General features: G+C 67.0%; 17 protein-coding genes. 3 read left to right on the forward strand and 14 right to left on the reverse strand.

Going from position 1 to position 17,575, the window contains the following annotated elements; genetic code table 11:
- Nucleotides 1-571: 571 nt before the first annotated feature.
- From IP86_RS22280 to IP86_RS22300, 5 genes are all read right to left on the reverse strand, one after another.
- Nucleotides 572-2,170 (reverse strand): MFS transporter, encoded by a 1,599-nt coding sequence (locus tag IP86_RS22280; RefSeq protein ID WP_054164624.1) that lies wholly within the window; start codon nucleotides 2,168-2,170, stop codon nucleotides 572-574.
- Nucleotides 2,167-3,273, reverse strand: a complete 1,107-nt coding sequence (locus IP86_RS22285) for an HlyD family secretion protein (protein ID WP_054164625.1) — start codon at nucleotides 3,271-3,273, stop codon at nucleotides 2,167-2,169. Before IP86_RS22285 ends, IP86_RS22280 begins: the two co-directional genes overlap by 4 nt.
- 255 nt (nucleotides 3,274-3,528) lie before the next feature.
- Entirely contained in the window at nucleotides 3,529-4,443 is a 915-nt protein-coding gene (locus tag IP86_RS22290) for an MlaD family protein (RefSeq protein WP_054164626.1), read from the reverse strand.
- Between the two features lie 42 nt (nucleotides 4,444-4,485).
- Entirely contained in the window at nucleotides 4,486-5,256 is a 771-nt protein-coding gene (locus tag IP86_RS22295; protein WP_054164627.1) for an ABC transporter ATP-binding protein, read from the reverse strand.
- 2 nt (nucleotides 5,257-5,258) lie between these two features.
- Nucleotides 5,259-6,410, reverse strand: a complete 1,152-nt coding sequence (locus tag IP86_RS22300; RefSeq protein WP_054164628.1) for an ABC transporter permease — start codon at nucleotides 6,408-6,410, stop codon at nucleotides 5,259-5,261.
- Nucleotides 6,411-6,514: 104 nt separating this feature from the next.
- Here IP86_RS22300 and dgcA point away from each other — a divergent pair, with 104 nt between their 5' ends.
- Nucleotides 6,515-7,510 (forward strand): N-acetyl-D-Glu racemase DgcA, encoded by a 996-nt coding sequence (gene dgcA, locus IP86_RS22305; protein WP_054164629.1) that lies wholly within the window; start codon nucleotides 6,515-6,517, stop codon nucleotides 7,508-7,510.
- Here dgcA and IP86_RS22310 read toward each other — a convergent pair.
- On the reverse strand, nucleotides 7,480-8,691 hold the full coding sequence (locus IP86_RS22310; protein ID WP_054164630.1) for an MFS transporter: 1,212 nt from the start codon (nucleotides 8,689-8,691) through the stop codon (nucleotides 7,480-7,482). The genes dgcA and IP86_RS22310 overlap by 31 nt on opposite strands.
- A 236-nt stretch (nucleotides 8,692-8,927) precedes the next feature.
- Here IP86_RS22310 and IP86_RS22315 point away from each other — a divergent pair, with 236 nt between their 5' ends.
- The gene (locus IP86_RS22315; protein ID WP_245290715.1) at nucleotides 8,928-10,181 is read left to right on the forward strand and encodes a hypothetical protein; all 1,254 of its coding nucleotides are present in this window, start codon (nucleotides 8,928-8,930) and stop codon (nucleotides 10,179-10,181) included.
- A 24-nt stretch (nucleotides 10,182-10,205) separates the two neighbouring features.
- On the opposite strand, the gene IP86_RS22320 is transcribed toward IP86_RS22315, so the two are convergent.
- The 7 genes from IP86_RS22320 to thiD form a co-directional block, all read right to left on the reverse strand.
- The gene (locus IP86_RS22320; RefSeq protein ID WP_054164638.1) at nucleotides 10,206-11,189 is read right to left on the reverse strand and encodes a threonine/serine dehydratase family protein; all 984 of its coding nucleotides are present in this window, start codon (nucleotides 11,187-11,189) and stop codon (nucleotides 10,206-10,208) included.
- Nucleotides 11,190-11,249: 60 nt separating this feature from the next.
- Complete coding sequence (locus tag IP86_RS22325) at nucleotides 11,250-12,308, reverse strand: glycosyltransferase family 4 protein (RefSeq protein ID WP_054164631.1); 1,059 nt, start codon at nucleotides 12,306-12,308, stop codon at nucleotides 11,250-11,252.
- Nucleotides 12,308-13,105, reverse strand: a complete 798-nt coding sequence (locus tag IP86_RS22330) for a UDP-2,3-diacylglucosamine diphosphatase (RefSeq protein WP_082364203.1) — start codon at nucleotides 13,103-13,105, stop codon at nucleotides 12,308-12,310. Before IP86_RS22330 ends, IP86_RS22325 begins: the two co-directional genes overlap by 1 nt.
- A 54-nt stretch (nucleotides 13,106-13,159) precedes the next feature.
- Nucleotides 13,160-13,816, reverse strand: a complete 657-nt coding sequence (locus tag IP86_RS22335) for a class I SAM-dependent methyltransferase (protein WP_054164639.1) — start codon at nucleotides 13,814-13,816, stop codon at nucleotides 13,160-13,162.
- A 161-nt stretch (nucleotides 13,817-13,977) separates the two neighbouring features.
- On the reverse strand, nucleotides 13,978-14,562 hold the full coding sequence (locus tag IP86_RS22340) for a DUF1989 domain-containing protein (RefSeq protein WP_054164633.1): 585 nt from the start codon (nucleotides 14,560-14,562) through the stop codon (nucleotides 13,978-13,980).
- Nucleotides 14,559-15,227 (reverse strand): guanitoxin biosynthesis heme-dependent pre-guanitoxin N-hydroxylase GntA, encoded by a 669-nt coding sequence (gene gntA, locus IP86_RS22345; protein ID WP_054164634.1) that lies wholly within the window; start codon nucleotides 15,225-15,227, stop codon nucleotides 14,559-14,561. The genes IP86_RS22340 and gntA overlap by 4 nt, the downstream gene beginning before the upstream one ends.
- 93 nt (nucleotides 15,228-15,320) lie before the next feature.
- Entirely contained in the window at nucleotides 15,321-16,121 is an 801-nt protein-coding gene (gene thiD / locus IP86_RS22350; RefSeq protein WP_054164635.1) for a bifunctional hydroxymethylpyrimidine kinase/phosphomethylpyrimidine kinase, read from the reverse strand.
- A gap of 146 nt (nucleotides 16,122-16,267) precedes the next feature.
- Between thiD and IP86_RS22355 the strand changes: the two genes are divergently transcribed.
- The gene (locus IP86_RS22355; RefSeq protein WP_054164636.1) at nucleotides 16,268-16,513 is read left to right on the forward strand and encodes an Lrp/AsnC ligand binding domain-containing protein; all 246 of its coding nucleotides are present in this window, start codon (nucleotides 16,268-16,270) and stop codon (nucleotides 16,511-16,513) included.
- A gap of 10 nt (nucleotides 16,514-16,523) precedes the next feature.
- On the opposite strand, the gene IP86_RS22360 is transcribed toward IP86_RS22355, so the two are convergent.
- Nucleotides 16,524-17,441, reverse strand: a complete 918-nt coding sequence (locus IP86_RS22360; protein WP_054164637.1) for a c-type cytochrome — start codon at nucleotides 17,439-17,441, stop codon at nucleotides 16,524-16,526.
- Between the last annotated feature and the right edge of the window lie 134 nt (nucleotides 17,442-17,575).

Genomic DNA, 17,575 nt, shown 5'->3' on the forward strand with positions numbered 1-17,575 from the left:
GCACACGAGGCCGCGGGTGCATCGGGCACCCGGCGTTCCGCGCGCCCTCTTCCCAAGGAGGGTGACAGGAATGCAGCAAAGCTCGGGCGCAATGCGCCGCGAGAACGGGATCGCGTGCCTGTTTGCTCGCGCTCTCAAGCCGATGCTGTTTGATCAGGTGAGGTCGCTGTTTCAATGACGTGGCTGTTTGATAGTTGAATCGGTTTGACGATGTGAGGCACCGCTTCGCCCCATCCTCCCCCGTCATCGCCCGCGAAAGCGGGCGACCCAGTATCCCAGAGCATTCGTTGGTCGGCATCAGCATCGCCGCAAGCGCTCTGCGATACTGGATCACCCGCATACGCGGGTGATGACGATTTCACTTTGTGGCAGCGCCCCGCCCCACTCTCCGCCGTCATGCGCGGGCTTGACCCGCGCATCCATCGCGCGCGTCAGCGCGCTGAAGGATGGCTTCTCGTGATGTGAGCGATGTGGCGAAGAGGATGGATTGCCGGGTGTTGTTAGCGCAAATGACGATGTCGTTGGCGCAGAGGCGTCGCCTCACTCCCCGACGACATCCCGCTCCCGTCCCCTACCCCCGCTTCGGCGTGAACGGTCCGGGCGGCGCCCTGCCGATCAGGGCGACGCAGACGAGGCCGGCGAGCGCGAACCAGAAGGTCAGCCAGAAGCCGTCGATATAGGCCAGCGTGTTGGCCTGGCGCTGCACCAGGCCGGCGAGCGTGCCGACGCTGCGAGCCTGGGCGAGACTGTCGCCATAGCCGGCGAACACGCCCTTCAACTTGGTGAGCGTCCCGACCACGTCGGCATCGCCGCTGGCGACGTGCTGGCCGAGCAGATTGGAGTGGGTCTGCTCGCGCACGCGCAGCCAGGTGGTCATCAGCGCGATGCCGATCTCGGCGCAGCCCAGCCGCATCATCTGGATATAGGCGGCGAACGCCGTGGCGCGGGTCGGGTCGGAGTTCGACAGCGTGACGATGATGATGGCCAGCAGCGTCAGCGACACGCCGACCGATTGCAGCAGCACCACCGGCACGAAGTCGGACACGGTCCAGGCCGACGTCACCCGCGTGCCGAGCAGCGCCGCCGCCGCGAACGCCGCGAAGCCGATGATCATCGTCAGCTTCGGATCGTAGCGGCGCACCAGATGGATCGACAGCGGCAGCAGCACGATCATCGGCGCCACCGCGCACAGCATGAACAGCGGCCCGGTCTGCACCGGCTTGAGCTGCGCGATGGTGACGAGAAAGTTCGGCACCAGCGCGGTGTTGGACAGGCTGGTGAGCGAAAACAGCAGGATCGCCAGCAGCGCCAGGCCGATATTGCGCGACAGCAGCACCTCGGCATGCGCCCACGGCCGCTTCACCAGGGCTTCGTTGATGAAGAAGCCGATCAACAGCAAGGTGCCGCCGCCGAGCAGCGCCACGATGGTGCCGGAGCCGAACCAGTCCAGCCGGTTGCCCTGGTCGAGCCCGGTGTAGATCATCGCGACGCTGGAGCCGAACAGCAGCATGCCGCCCCAATCGGCATCGCGCAGCAGCTCGCGATTGATCGGATCGGCGGGCGTGCCGAGATACACCAGCAGCGCCAGCAGCGGCGCGACGATCACGTCCTGCCAGTAGATCCACTGCCAGCCGAGATGCTCGACATAGAACCCGGCGATCGACACGCCGGCATTGAGCGTGAAGCCGACGCGGATGCCGTAGATCGCGATCGCCGGCAGCCACCATTGCATCGGCAGATTGCGGAAGATGATCAGCAGCGTCGCCGGCACGAAGGCGCCGAGCAGCAGGCCGTGGGCGATGTGCAACACCAGCAGCAGCTGATAGTCGCGCACGAACGGGATCAGCAACGAGATCGCCGCATAGATCAGCGCCGGAATGCCGAGCACGCGGCGCAGGCCGAACACCGTCGCCAGCCAGGCGACCGCCGGCGCCATGAAGATTTGCGACGCGGTGCTCGCCGTGGCGAGCCAGGCGCCCTGATCGAAACTCAGCGACAGCCCGCCGCGCAGATCGGCGAGGCCGATCGAGAACACGCGGGAGTCGACATTGGCGACCAGCGAGCCGAGCAGCACCGCGCCAACCGCGTAGTACGGGTGGCGCGACAGCCCGCCGGTCGAGACCGGCCCCGCCGCAACGACATGCGGCTCGGCGGCCGCGGCCCGCGTCATGGAGCGGGCGCCGCGCTGGTGTCGATCCGTGCCGTCACCGACATGCCGGGCAGCAGCCGGCTCAGCAGCGGCTGATCCTTGTCGAACCGGATGCGGACCGGAATGCGCTGCACCACCTTGGTGAAGTTGCCGGTGGCATTATCGGGCGGCAGCAGCGCGAACTGTGCGCCCGAGGCCGGCGAGATCCGCTCGACGCGGCCGCGCAGCGTCTCGCCCGAGAAGGTGTCGACGACGATCTCGACGGGCTGCCCCGGCTTGACGCGCGTCAGCTGCGTCTCCTTGAAGTTGGCCACCACATAGACGTCGGGCAGCGGCACCACGCTGATCAGATAGGTGCCGATATTGACGTAGTCGCCGGGCTGCACCTGCCGCTCGCTGACCACGCCGTCGAACGGCGCGGCGATCCGGGTGTAGCTCAGCTTCAGCGCGGCGGCGTCGCGCGTCGCCTTGGCGCCGGCCAGATCGGCGGCGCGCTGCTTCTTGGTGCCGTTCAGCACTTCGAGCTGATGGGTCTGCGCCGCGATCACCGCCCGGCTCGCCTTGACGTCGGCCTGCGCCTTGGCCTGCGCGGCGATCGCCTGCTCGAGCCGCTGCCGCGTGCCGGCCTCGGACTGGCTCAGCGTCTTCTGCCGCGCCAGCTCCTGCCCGGCCTCGACCTCCTGGGCTTCCGCCGACACCCGCTGCGCCTCGGCCTGGGCGATGGTGGCGTATTGCAGCTCGATCTGGTTGGCGAGATTATCGAGCGCCGCCTGCGCACCGACCACGCCGGCCTCGGCCTGCGCCAGCTGGGCTTCGTAGTCGGCCGGATCGATCTGCAGCAGCAGGTCGCCCGCCTTGACGCGCTGGAAGTCGTTGACGGCGACCGCCTTCACCTCGCCGGCGACACGGCTCGACAGCCGCGTCGTCTGCGCCCGGATATAGGCATCGTCGGTCGACTGCACGGCGCGGTGGCCGATCCAGATGTCCCAGCGCAAGGTTGCGAGCACGACGAAGGCGATCGCGATCGCCACCGCCAGCAGCGGCAACGCCAAGCGGCGCAAGGTGGAGGCGCCCGGTTCACCCGCGGGCGGGGGCGGCGGGGCCGGCTGTTGGACCTCAGGCATCGGTGGGTCGATCTCGCTGCGATGAATTGCTCGAAGGTAACTCTAGCCGATCGGTTTGACAGCCTCTTGGACGGATCGGCGGTGACGGCCCTCCGCTAGCGATCTGCAGGCGCGCCGGTTCCTGCGCGCATGGCAGTCTGGAGCCGGGACAGCCGTGCTCCCGATCCCAACGTCCGTCGTTCCGTGGCGCGCGCAACGCGAGCCCCGGAATGACCGAACGAGATGTTGGGAGCCGTCCGAACCGAACGGCGCGACTCACTGCACCCGGCGACGCGGCGGCCGGGGCTGTTCGGCGCGGGCCGCGGACGGCGGCGCCGCCTGGATGCGCGGCGGCTGCGGCGGGGCCTGCTGCTCCTGCGCGGTGTTGCTCGGGCCGAACAGCAGCCGCGTCGGGTTGCGGTCGAGATTGTTCACCGCGCGGCTGATATCGGCCAGCGTGCGGCGGCCGTCGATGATCAGCGCCCCGGAGCGCTTGTCGAGATTGTCGGCCAGTTCGCGGAACGACTTCACCGCCTGGAACAGCTCGCCGCCGTCCTTGCCGCCGGCCAGCGCGTCGATGCCCTGCATCACGCTGTCGGTCTTGCCGATGACGCCGTCGACCTTGGCCATGATGCTGTCGATCTTGTCGGAAGAGCGCGCGAGACTGGAGGTAAACACCTGCAAGTTCTGCAGCGACTCCTTCACCGACTCGGCATTCTCGGCGACGACCTTGTTGACGTTGCGCAGCGTCGCTTTCACCGACTCGGAAATATCCATCAGCAGTTCCGGATCGGCGGTCAGCACCGGCACGCCGTCGTCGTCGAGCGGCACCGGGGGCGCCGACTCCATGCCGCCCTTCAGCGAGATCGCCGCGACGCCGGTGAGGCCCTGGAATTCCAGGCCGACCAGCGTGTCCTTGCGGATCGGCGCGGTGTTCTCGACCATCGCCAGCGCCACCACGCGCTTCGGATTGTCGAGCTTGACCGAGATCACCTCGCCGACCCGGACGCCGTTGAAATTGACGCTGCCGCCATTGCGCAGGCCCGACGCCGCGCCTTCGAAGATCACCCGCAGCGGACTGCGCGCCTTGGTGGAGTGCAGGCTCTGGAACCACATCACGAAGCCGAACGCCGCGGCGATCACCGCCAGGGTGAACGTCCCGATCAGGAAGTAATTCGCACGCGTTTCCATTCAACCAACTCCAACTCGCCCGACGGCAGACCGCACCAGCACCTAGCCGGTCACCGCGCGTGCCCGCTTTCCGTGGAAATACGACCGCAGCCACGGATGCTGCGAGGCCTGCATATCGGCCATTGATCCGGCGGCGATCACCTTGCCGTCGCCGAGCACGGCGATCCGGTCGCAAGCGGTGTGAAGGCTGTCGAGATCGTGAGTTACCATGAAAACAGTGAGCCCCAAAGTGCGCTGCAAGGTGCGCACCAGCTCGTCGAAATCGCCGGCGCCGATCGGGTCGAGGCCGGAGGTCGGCTCGTCCAGGAACACCAGTTCCGGATCGAGCGCCAACGCCCGCGCCAGCGCCACGCGCTTGATCATGCCGCCCGACAATTCCGACGGGTAGCGGTCGACCACATCCGGCTTGAGGCCGACCATCACCAGCTTGGCGATAGTGATTTCATCCATCAGCCGCTGCGACAGCTTGAGATATTCGCGGATCGGGAACTGGATGTTCTGCCGCACCGTCAGCGACGAGAACAGCGCCCCCTGCTGAAACAGCACGCCCCAGCGCCGCTCGACGCCGCGGCGCTCCGCGGTGCCGGTCGTGTCGAGATCGACGCCGAACACCTCGATCGAGCCGCCGAGCTTCGGTACCAGCCCGATGATGGTCCGGGTCAGCACCGACTTGCCGGCGCCGGACGGCCCGACGAAGCCGAGGATCTCGCCGCGGCGCACGTCGAGGCTGAGCTCGTTCAGCACCCGCGTCGCGCCGAACTGCACCGACACGTCGCGCACCCGGATGATCGGATCGGCCGCTGCCATCGCCATCGTCAGATCCCGATCGAGGCGAAGAAGATCGCGAACACGCCGTCCATCACGATCACGAAGAAGATGCCCTTCACGACGGAGGCCGTGGTGTGGCTGCCGAGCGACTCGGCGCTGCCGCGCACCGCGAGGCCTTCGACGCAGGCGACGATGCCGATCACCGCGGCCATCACCGGCGCCTTGAGCATGCCGACGGTGAAGTGATTGATCGAGATCGCGTCACGCAGCCGCAGCAGGAACGCCTCCGGATCGACGCCGCCATACAGCCACGCCACCAGCCCGCCGCCGTACAGCGCCGCCATCGCTCCGAGGAAGGTGAGGATCGGCAGCGCGATCACCAGCGCGATCAGCCGCGGCACGATTAGCACGTCGATCGGGTCGAACCCCATGGTGCGCAGCGCATCGACCTCCTCGCGCATCTTCATCGAGCCGAGCTCCGCCGTGTAGGCGCTGCCGGAGCGACCGGCCACCATGATGGCGACCAGCAGCACGCCGATCTCGCGCAGCACCAGCACGCCGAGCATGTCGACCACGAACACGTCGGCGCCGAAGCGGCGAAAATGGAAGATGCCCTGCTGCGCGATGATGCAGCCGATCAGGAAGGTGATCAGCACGACGATCGGCACCGCGCGCCAGCACACCTGTTCGAGATGATGCACCGTCGACGTGAGACGGAACGTCGAAGGACGGAGGATGGCCCGGAGAATGCCGGCCAGCACGGCGCCCAGCATGCTGATCAGCGCGACGATGTCATCGGCGAACGAATACATGGTGCGGCCGAGCGCCTCGATCGAACCGCGCAGCGCACCGGCCGTCCGCGCCGGCGGCGACGCCGGCTGCACCTGACGGACTTCGTCGACCAGACTCGCATAGTTCGCCGACAGGCCGGCGATGCTCGCCTCGACGCCGTCGCTGGCCAGATTGCGGCGCAGCCGTTCGATCAGCCAGGCGCCGAAGGTATCGAGCCGCGCAACCTGCGAGACATCGATGGAAATATCCGGCCTGGTCCCCGTCAGCTTCTCGGCATCGGCGACGATCCGTTCCAGCGCCGGCGCGAACCGCGCGGTCCACGACCCGGCTGCGCGCAGCGACAGACCTTCGCCGCGCGCGATCCGTTCGAGCGTTGGATCACCGTCCAATGCCAGTTGCTGTGCCATTTTGAGCCAATCCGGAAGTCAAACAGCGCTTGTGGGGAACACCCACTAACAGCCATACTTACTTGCGCCGGGCAACCCTCGGCTTGAGTTTGTCAGAAATTCGAATGACTTCCATCAATCCGTCCCAATTTGATGCACGCGCCGAGCGCTGGCCGATCGCCGGCGCGTTCACGATCAGCCGCGGCGCCAAGACAGAAGCGGTCGTGGTGGTCGCCGAGATCGCGCGCGACGGCCGCACCGGGCGCGGCGAATGCGTGCCCTATGCCCGCTACGACGAAACGCCCGACGGCGTGCTGGCCGCGATCGAGGCGATGCGCGAGCCGGTGCTGCGCGGCCTCGACCGCGCCGGATTGCAAGCGGCGATGCCGCCCGGCGCAGCGCGCAATGCGCTCGATTGCGCGCTGCTCGACCTCGAAGCCAAGCTGAGCGGCCGGCGCGCATGGGACCTGCTCGGCGTGGCGGCGCCACGCGCGGCGACCACCGCCTACACGATCTCGCTGGGCACGCCCGAGGCGATGGCCGAAGCCACCGCGAAAGCGGCGGCGCGGCCGCTGCTCAAGATCAAGCTCGGCGGCGACGGCGACGCAGACCGGATCGCGGCGGTGCGACGCGCGGCGCCGACGGCCGAACTGATCGTCGACGCCAATGAGGCGTGGACGCCCGACAACCTCGCACACAATCTGGCCGCCTGCGCCGACGTCGGCGTTACGCTGGTCGAACAACCCCTGCCCGCTGGTAACGACGAAGCGCTGGCGACGATCCAGCGCCCGATCCCGGTCTGCGCCGACGAGAGCGTCCACGCCCGCAATTCGCTCGAGGCGCTGCGCGGCCGCTACGATGCGATCAACATCAAGCTCGACAAGACCGGCGGGATCACCGAAGCGATCGCGATGGCTGAGGCCGCGCAGGCGCTCGGCTTCGACATCATGGTCGGCTGCATGGTGGCGACGTCGCTGGCGATGGCGCCCGCGATGCTGCTGACGCCGCAGGCCCGCTTCGTCGATCTCGATGGTCCGTTGCTGCTCGCCCGGGATCGCGACGGCGGGCTGCGCTACGAGGCCAGCACCGTCTATCCGCCCACGCCGGAGCTGTGGGGCTGATCGCTCGGCGGCGGCGCATCCAGCCGGCGTCGCCAGATCAGCACGACGGCCGCTCCGCTCAGCGCCATCGCCGCCATCAGGCCGTAGACCGCAATCCCGTAGCGCGCGAATAGTGCGCCCGACACCATCGCGGCGCTGCTCATGGCGAGGCCCGAGCAGGCGGTGAAGTAGCCCTGCGCCCGCGCGATGACATGGCTCGGCACATGCCGGACCAGCAGTCCCATCATGCCGAGCTGGGTAAGACCGAAGGTCGCGCCGTGCAGCAACTGCACTACGATGAGAATTTCCAGCGGCGGATCCTGCGCGGTGATCAGCCAGCGCGCGACCGCACAGAGCGCGCCGATCAGCATCATGCGCGACGGCGCGATCGTCAGGCGGGGCGACAACGCGAATACCACGATCTCGGCGAGCACGCCCAGCACCCACAGGCTGGCGATGGTCTTGCCGCCATAGCCAGCGTTCTGCCAGATGATCGAGCCGAACGTGTAGTACGCGGCGTGACTCCCTTGTATCAGGCCGGCCGCGACGACGATCGCCAGAAATGTCGGATTGCGCAGCAGTGCGACACGCCGCACCGGCGCGGCCGGTCGAGTCCCGGGCGCATCGAGCGGTTGCAGGCCGAAGGCTGCGAACACGCCCAGCGCCGCGGTTGCGGCGATCACCCAGATCAGATGCTCCGGTGCGATCATGTCCGCCAGCACGCCGCTCACCAGCGCGCCGACGACGAAGGCGGTGGAGCCCCACAGCCGCAGCGGGCCGTAGTTCAAGCCGAACCGCGCGACGGCCTTCAGCGCGTAGCCGTCGGTGAGTGGCACCAGAGGCGTCCAGGCGCAGGCAGTGATGGCGAACACAACCAGAATGGCGAGCGGCCCTCGTAGCAGACCGAGGCAAATAAAGCCCAGCGCCGTCAGTGTCGCCGTGGTAATCAATGCAGCCCGCAGCGCGTGGCGCTGCTCGGCCTGGGCCGTGATGAAAGGAAGAATTGTGAACCGCGTGATCGACGGTGCCGCGACGATCACCGCGATCCAGAATGCTTCGATGCCGATCGCTTTCAGCCACACCGTGAAGAACGGCAGATACGTGCCGGTGACGCTGAAGACGGTCGCGTAAAACACCGCGAGCCCGACCGCGAATCGCTTCGGAGCCTTTGTTCTGATGGGGATTTTTGTTCCGGGAGACATCAATTCAATTGCGATTCAGCGCGGATCGTGATGATCGTTATCGTGACGCGCAGTGATTTGTGCAATGAGTCTCCCTGATGGCCGATGAAGCATTCGCACTTTCGCCGATCTCCGCCCGCGCGGCGATGCCGAGCGATGCGGACTACGATGCGATCCGCGAAGCCTTCATGGAGACCTCGCGCGGCCGCTGGTTTCTCAACGAATACGCCAAGCGCAACCGCAACGCCGACACCCGGATGGTGCTCGATGCGGTTGCGCGAATCGAACAGAACCTCGCCGCACAGAAACAACAGCAGGCCAACGGCACGTCGCTGAGCGAATCCTTGGTCGCGATCCGGGCCATCGTCGGTGAGGCCCGCGCCAGCGTCGCGCACAGCCTCGCCAGCCTCGAGAACGACGCCGTGCTGGCGTCCGCACGCAACGGCGCCCGGGTTATTCGCGAGGTGTCGTGGACGCTGCGCGAATGCGGTGCCGATGTGCGCATCTGCAATCTGCTCGACAGCCAGCTGGGCGCGATCGACATCGGTCACCGCCTGATCGCCGAGATCGACACCGATACGGTGCTCGCGGCGTTCGATGGGTTGCTCGACCACATCCACGATCTCGCCGGCGAGCCGCGGCCGCGCACCGTACAACCATCGCCGACCCGCGACGAGCCGGAGTCGCCCGCGGCTGATGGCGACCTGCCCGAAGCGGCGACGATTGCGGTCGCGCCCGCTCGCGCGGCAGAGGTTGCGGCAGCGGCGGAGGTTGCCGAACCGGAGATTGCCACAGCGCCCAAAGCATCGGCTGCGCCGGAGGCCCCGAACGATCCGCCGCTCACGATCGTCACCGGCACCAGCACCGACGAGATCGAGTTCGTCGAAGCCGCCGATCATGCCGCGACCCAGGCCAGCCCGGCAGTGGCCGCGAGTGCTGCGGCGCCCGAACCGGAAGCAGAACAGGCCGAGGACGACGACTCGGTGCTCGACCTGGTGGCGCTGGAAATGTCGGCCCCCCAGCCGCACGAGCCCGGGGAGCTCGAAGCCGCGATCGAGGCTGCGCGCATCGAAGCCGCGCAGGCCGCTGAGACTCACCTCGAGCCCGGTGATCCTTCCGAGATTGCCCAGCTTGCCGCCGAGGTGACCGCCCCGCACGAGCCCGCCGAGTTTGAAATGTCCGCCGACGAGCCGTCCGCGGACGAGGTGTCGATGGACACGCTGGATACGGCATCGACCGAGCTGCCCAATTTCGAGATCGGCGAGCGCGGCGAGCCGCTCTACGTGCCGCCGCAGATGGTCGAGCCGGTCGCTGCGCCGACGGCAGTCCCCGTGATGACGGCGGCGCCGTCGCCCGTCGCCGGCTCCACGCCGGCCACTGGCGCGTCTGCGTCACTCGGCGCTGCGTTACTGGCCAGTGGCGTGGTCGGCCATCCCGGTCAGTCGCGCGGCGACGCGCTGGCTCCGCTGCGGCGCATGAGCCAGCCCGAGAAGATCGCTTTCTTCTCTTGAACGCCGCCGGCGCGGCGGCGGCCGTCAAGCGATCAGTTTGGCGAACAGATCGGCGTCGACATTGCCACCCGACAACACGATGGCGACGGTCTTACCCCGTGCATCGAGATGGCCGGCCAGCAGCGCGGCCAGCGCCACCGCTCCGCCGGGCTCGACCACCAGCTTGAATTCGCGGAAGGCGAACGCAACCGCCTTGCCGACCTCGGCATCGGATGCGGTGACGCCGCGCGCCAGCAGCTGCTGATTGATCGCGAAGGTCAGTTCACCCGGGATCGACGCCATCAGTGCATCGCAGATGGTGCGGCCTTCGGCCTTGTGCGGCTCACGGCGCCCGGCGGCGATCGAGCGGGCGTGGTCATCGAACGCCTCGGGCTCCGCCGACATCACCGCGGCTTCGGGAAACCGCGCCGTCACCGCCAGCGCGGTGCCGGCAACCAGGCCGCCGCCGGATGCCGGCGCGACCACGATATCCGGCGTCACGCCGAGGGCTGCGAGATCGGCCGCGATCTCGCGCCCGACAGTGCCCTGCCCGGCGATCACCTTCGGATCGTCGTAGGGCGGCACCAGCGTGGCACCGCGGCTGCTCGCGATGTCGCGGGCGATCGCCTCGCGATCCTCGCGGTCGCGATCGTACAGCACCACCTCGGCGCCGTAGCCCTTGGTGCGCTCGCGCTTCGACAACGGCGCGTCGGCGGGCATCACGATGGTGGCGCGCATGCCGAGGATCTGCGCCGCCGCGGCCACGCCCTGAGCATGATTGCCGGATGAGAACGCCACCACCCCGCCGCCACGCTGCGCCTGCGGGATCGAGGACAACTTGTTGAACGCACCGCGGAATTTGAACGAGCCGGTCCGCTGCAGCATTTCCGGCTTGAGATACACGCGGGTGCCGGTGACGGCGTCGAGCGTTGGTGAAGTCAGCAACGGCGTGCGAACCGCGTAGGGTGCGAGCACGCCTGCCGCCGCTTCGATATCGGCGGCGGTGATCGGCAACGAAACAGAATCCATCATGGCTGGACAGTAGCCGCAGGGGTTCACGGCCGGCAACGCACGTTGCCTTGAGGCGCGTCAGGCCACCAGGCTGCGCGGCTTTCCGGTGTCGCGCGACAAAGCCGGTCCGGGGTCCATCAGCCAGACCCGCGTGACGTTGTCGATGAAGGCGCGGGCCGAAGCGGCCCAGGTATGTTCTGCGGCAAACTCGAGGCAGGCGTTGCGAGAGATTGGCAACGCGCCGAGGCACGCTTCGCGCAGATCGTCGCTGAGCACGCCGACCGGAGCATCGCCGATCACATCGCGCGGACCGGTCACCGGAAAAGCGGCTACCGGGACACCGCTTGCGAGCGCCTCGAGCAGCACCAGCCCGTAGGTATCGGTCTGGCTCGGGAACACGAACACGTCCGCGGCGGCGTAGACCTCGGCAAGGGCCTCGCCCTGCTTGGCGCCGAGGAACACGGCCTGCGGGAAATCGCGCTGCAAGGCGGCGCGCGCCGGGCCATCGCCGACCACGACCTTGGTGCCGGGCAGATCGAGCGACAGGAATGCTTCGAGATTCTTCTCGACGGCGACGCGGCCGACCGACAGGAACACCGGACGCGGCAGCCCGAGGTCGGCCCCTTCGCGGGGATGAAACAGATCGCCGTCAACGCCGCGCGGCCACAGCACGACGTTGTGGAAGCCACGCGCCCGCAGCTCTTCGGCAAGTGCCGGCGTCGCCGCCATCACGGCGTGGCTGGCGCCGTGAAACCGGCGTAGCAGCGCCCACACCCAGGACTCCGGGATCGGCGCGCGGGCCGAGACGTATTCCGGGAAGCGAGTGTGGAAGCTGCTGGTGAAGCGCAAGCCGCGCTTGCGGCAGTAGCGCCGCGCCGCCAGGCCGATCGGGCCTTCGGTCGCGATGTGGATGCAATCGGCCTGCGCCGCAGAGATCATGCGGGCGACCTTGAGGGGATTCGGAATCGCGATCCGAAGATCCGGATAACTCGGCAGCCGCACGGTCGGAAACGTCTCGGGCGTGAGGAACACGACTTCGACGCCGAGCCCCTTGGCGGCCTCGGCCATCATCGTCAGCGTCCGCACCACGCCGTTGACCTGCGGATGCCACGCGTCGGTGGCGATCAGAACCCGCATCAGGCGGCTCGTGCCGCCACCGCTGCGACCGGCAGGTTGCGCTTCAGCGGGTCGGTCCAGGTGATGATTTCGAACCGGCCGTCCTCGTGCTCGACCAGCGCGGTACAGCTTTCGACCCAGTCGCCGCAATTCATGTAGCGAATGCCGTGATCGTCGCGGATCGCCGCGGTGTGGATGTGGCCGCAGATCACGCCGTCGGTGCCGGTGCGGCGCGCTTCCTGCGCCAGCGTCTGCTCGAACGCGCCGATGTAGTTGACCGCGTTCTTGACCTTGAGTTTGGCCCATTGCGACAGCGACCAGTACGGCACGCCGGCCCAGCGGCGCAGCGCGGCGACGATCCGGTTGAGCCGGATCGCGAGGTCGTAGGCCTTGTCGCCGACATGGGCGAGCCAGCGCGCGTTCTGTACCACGAGGTCGAACATGTCGCCGTGGATCACCAGATAGCGCCGGCCGTCCACGCCGTTGTGGATCGCGCTTTCCGCGACCTCGATGCCGCCGAAATGCGTGCCGTAATACGAGCGCAGAAACTCGTCGTGATTGCCGGGGATGTAGATGACGCGCGCGCCCTTGCGGACCTTGCGGAGCATCTTCTGGGCGAAGTCGTTGTGCGACTGCGGCCAGTACCAGCTCGACTTGAGCGCCCATCCGTCGATGATATCACCGACCAGATAGATCGTGTCGGCGTCATGGACGCGGAGGAAATCGAGCAGCAGATGCGTCTGCGAGCCCCGCGCGCCGAGATGCACGTCTGAAATGAAAAGCGTACGGAAACGCCGTTCCGGTCCGTCGTCGCTCATCGGTCTTTGTCCCATGCCAGGCTGCCCGCGGCAGCGAATGACAATGCGGTGGCTTCACGCCGCCAGCGACGGGCCGGCTCGTTCGAAGCACACCAGCGTGTAGATGCCGAACGGCTTGATCTTGCGTCGTTCGACCAGCACCGCGTCGCTGTTGGCCTGAGCCCAGGCCTGCAGCCGCGCGAAGGGAAATTCCGGGCGCAGCCCGAGGCCGCGCGTCTTCTGCGCCGCCCAGCGCTCGACCGCAGCGGCGACGCCGACTTCGGAGTACAGGTGGTTCACCAGGATGATGCGCCCACCCGGCCGAACTACGCGGTGGCACTCCGACAGCACCTGCTCGGGATTCTCGACCAGGGTGATGACGAACTGCGCGACCACGCAGTCGAAACTGGCGTCGGCGAATTCCATCTTGTGCGCATCCATCCGGCGCACTTCCTTGACCCACGGATAGCGGCCCGTCGCCATCTTGGCGCGCGCCTTCTCCAGCATCGGCTCGCTCAGATCGATGCCGGTGATCTCGGTCGAGGCGTCGTAATCGTCGAACGACAAACCGGTGCCGACACCGACTTCGAGGATCTTGCCGCCTTGCGCACGCGCTTCGGCGGCGGCCGCCCGACGTCCCTTGACCATCACCGGCCCGCACACCGCGTCGTAGATTGGTGCCCAGCGAGCGTAGGCGGTTTCCACCAGGGATTTGTCGAGGTCGGGAGTCATCGGGTCCGTCACGAATCTGGAAATCATCAGTGATTTCCGGATTAACAGCCGAGTGCGACGGTGCTGCGACAACCCGTCCCGGGGGCCCATCCGGCCTTAGTCGAAGGCGGGGAAAACTCCGCCGGAACAGCCCGCTGCAGGCCGCCCCGGCGGGTCAGCGATCAGTCGACCCGATAGTCGATCGGCTTGAACGCGTAATTGTTGGACTGCAGCGCCGAACAGGCCGTGAGGCCGATGATCAGATCCATCTCGGCGCGGAACTTGACGTAGTCGCCGGCGCGGCTGAGCGGAGCCTCGACCGTCAAAGCCCCGGTCGCCGGCGCGATCACCACATTCATGAAGCAATTGAACGCAACCGGGATCGCGTCGGACGCGACCCCATAGGGGGCTAGCGCCGCTTCCAGATTGCCGAAACAGCCCTGGTGCGGGTCCTCATCGTGATAGATGATCCTGAACGTATCGCGCGAGCACGGCGTCAGCAGGAAGTCATGACGCCCGACGGTGTCTTCGACGATACTCAGCATGACACTGCTGCGGTTCGAATAGATCAGGTCGCCGGTCGTTAGATAAAGCTTGCTGGCGTAGTCCAGGCTGCGGCCGGACGAAATCGCTTCCCGGATATCCTGCGCGTTGAACGCCACCAGATCGGCGACCTGCTCGCCGCGCGGGTCGATCACGGTCAGGCATTCGCCCTTCGCCAGCCGGAACGCCGTCCCGGATCGAGGCGGAATGGTAGCTGACGTCATACGCGCTCGACCGGGTGAAACGGGCACTTCCAATCCGGATCGGCGATGATGCGGCCGCTGTATTGGCGAGCCTCGGAGATGGCACCGTGGCGCGCTAGCATCGGGTTCGGCGATCCCGCCAGAGCAATGTCGCGCGCGATGATCTTCTCGCGCATCCGCTCGTAGAGCCCCTGCTGGCGAAGCTGCTCGAACTGGTCGTGCAAATTGAACACCAGCACCGGGCGCTCGAATCGCCGCGCCGGCCGGTTCGCGTTCGGATGCAGCCCGACGATGAAAAACGCTTCCTCGCCGAAGCTGAGCGAGAAATGCGGATTGTCCGGATCGCTGCTGACGCGATGATCATGCGGCCTGCCGAGCCAGGCGTCCTTGTTGGTGAGGCTTTCGGCCCTCGCCCACAAATGAGTCTCGAAGGTTCGTTCGTCGATGCCTTCAGGACCTTCGAAGATCACGGCGAAGCTCCTGAACAGCGCACGATCCGCCCGATAGTCAGCGACGACCTTGGTAATTCCGTCGTAGATGCGCCGATCATCCCAATTGGAGCGCATATCCCGCGCGATCAGCACGTCCAGGGTGCCTTTGGCGAGAGCGGATTTTGCACCGACGCAGGGAAAGTCCGGCTGGTGAATGAAACTCCGAAATCGGTCTTCTAAACTCGGCGGCGTCATCGGCACTCCTTGGACCCGACCAACGCCCAAGCTTCGGATTCGTGCCGCCGTTTGCGTTATTTCTGCGCAGTTGCAACGAAGACGTGCACTGCCTCACTCGAAGGCGTGGAAATGATGGATCGGTCCATGGCCCTTGCCGATTTCCAGCCGGTCGGCGGCGGCAATCGCCTCGCTGACCCAGGCCTTGGCATGGCCGACGGCGACATCGAGTTCCTCACCGCGGGCGAGATGCGCGGCGATCGCGGAAGACAGCGAGCAGCCGGTGCCGTGCGTATTCCTCGTCGCGATCCGCGGTGCCATCAGCGCGAGCGTGCCGGCGGCGCTGAATAGATAGTCCGTGCTGGCCGGCCCCTCGCCATGGCCGCCCTTGATCAGCACCGCCTCGCAGCCGAGCGCGAGCAATTCGCCGCCCTGGCGCTCGATCTCGGCCTGATCTTCAGCCATGGCGTCGTCGAGCAGCGCGGCCGCCTCCGGCAGGTTCGGGGTGATGATCCGCGCACGCGGGATCAGCCTGGTCCGCAATGCGTCGACGCAGTCGTCGTCGATCAGCCGATCCCCCGACGTCGCCACCATCACCGGATCGAGCACCACATTGGGCGGCGACCAGCGCGCAAGGCCGTCGGCGATCGCCTCGATCACCGCCCGCTGGGCCACCATACCGATCTTGACGGCCGCCACGGCGAGGTCGCTGAACACCGCATCGATCTGGGCGGTGACGAAGTCGGCCGGCACCGGATGGATGCCGCTGACACCGAGCGTGTTCTGCGCGGTCAGCGCCGTGATCACCGAAGCGCCATAGACGCCGTTGGCGGAGAACGACTTCAGGTCCGCCTGAATACCTGCGCCGCCACCAGAATCGGACCCTGCGATCGTCACTGCGATCGGAATTGCCATGTCGAGCTCGCCGTCGTCCGAGGATGGGCCCTGCCAACCCTCAAAGTGCACAATCCGTGGTATCGTGCCGCTCCGGCGGCTGCAAGCTTGCCTCGCACCGCCGTTTTAGGCTTGATGGCGCCGACAAGCCCGGAGAAGACAACGCGATGATCCCGTTTTTCGTTCAGTTCAAATGCGAACTCGGCAAATCCTATGCGGTGGCCAACGCCATTGCCGAGGCGGAGATCGCATCGGAGATTTATTCGACGGCGGGCGACTACGATCTGCTGGTGAAGTTTTATGTCGATCGCACCACCGATATCGGCCATTTCGTCGCCGAAAAGGTCCAGGTGATTCCGGGCATCAAGGACACCCACACCATCATCACCTTCAAGGCGTTCGGCCCGAAATAACGCCGGCGTCTCACGTCCGCGGCGGCCGCGCCGGCCCGTCGATCGGCGGCAGCGACTTCAGATAGACGGCGATCGCGTCGCGATCCTGGGCGCTGAGCTGCGAGGTGTTGCGGATCACCCGGGCCATCGAGCCGCCGGCGCTGTCGCCCTCGGGAGTCATGCCGCTCTCGAGGAAATAGGCGATATCCTTCTCGCTCCAGTCCTTGAGCCCCTTCTGGGTGATGTTCGGAACCCAGCCCTTGCCTTCGGGATCGGGGCCGCCGGCGAGCCGCTGAGCGCTGACGATGCCGCCGAGGGCATTGCGCGGGCTGTGACACTCCGCGCAATGGCCGAGGCCGTTGACCAGATAGGCGCCGCGATTCCACTGCGGGCTCTGCGCCGGATCGGGCGTGAACGGCTTGGTGTCGAAGAACAGCAGCTTCCACAGGCCGACGGCGCGCCGGATATTGAACGGGAACGGCAGCTCGTGCGGCGGCGCCGTGTTGGACACGGCCGGCAGCGTCTTGATGTAGGCGAACAGGTCGCGGACGTCGTCGACCTTGGCGTGGGCGTAGGACGGATACGGAAACGCGGGATAGAGGTGCGCACCGTCCGGCGCGGTGCCGCGCATCACCGCGGTGACGAACTGCGCCTCGCTCCATGTGCCGATGCCGGAGGCCGGGTCGGGCGAGATATTGGGGACATGGAAAGTGCCGAACGGCGAGGTCATCGCCAGACCGCCGCCGAGCCGGGTGCGATCCTGCTGCCCCGGCGTCGCGTGACACGACGCGCAGCCTCCGGCATCGAAGGCGACCTTGCCGTTGGCGAGGTCGGGCGCGCGTTCGGGCAGCGCGGCCGCGGTGATGGTTGCGGGCATCGTCAACACCCACAGAACCGCGCCTGCGATCAGCGCCAACAGGACAAGTGCGAGGCCTAACCGTTGTGCCACTGTCGATCCTCTCAGAGCCTGGCCGAAATTGGGCCTGCGCTGTCAGCAACTGACCTCACAACCCGTCATGCCCGGGCTTGTCCCGGGCATCCACGCCTTGCTGAGCGTCGGCGCCAAAGACGTGGATGGGCGGG

Origin of the sequence: Rhodopseudomonas sp. AAP120, assembly GCF_001295845.1 — a bacterium.
Taxonomy (GTDB): Bacteria; Pseudomonadota; Alphaproteobacteria; order Rhizobiales; family Xanthobacteraceae; genus Rhodopseudomonas.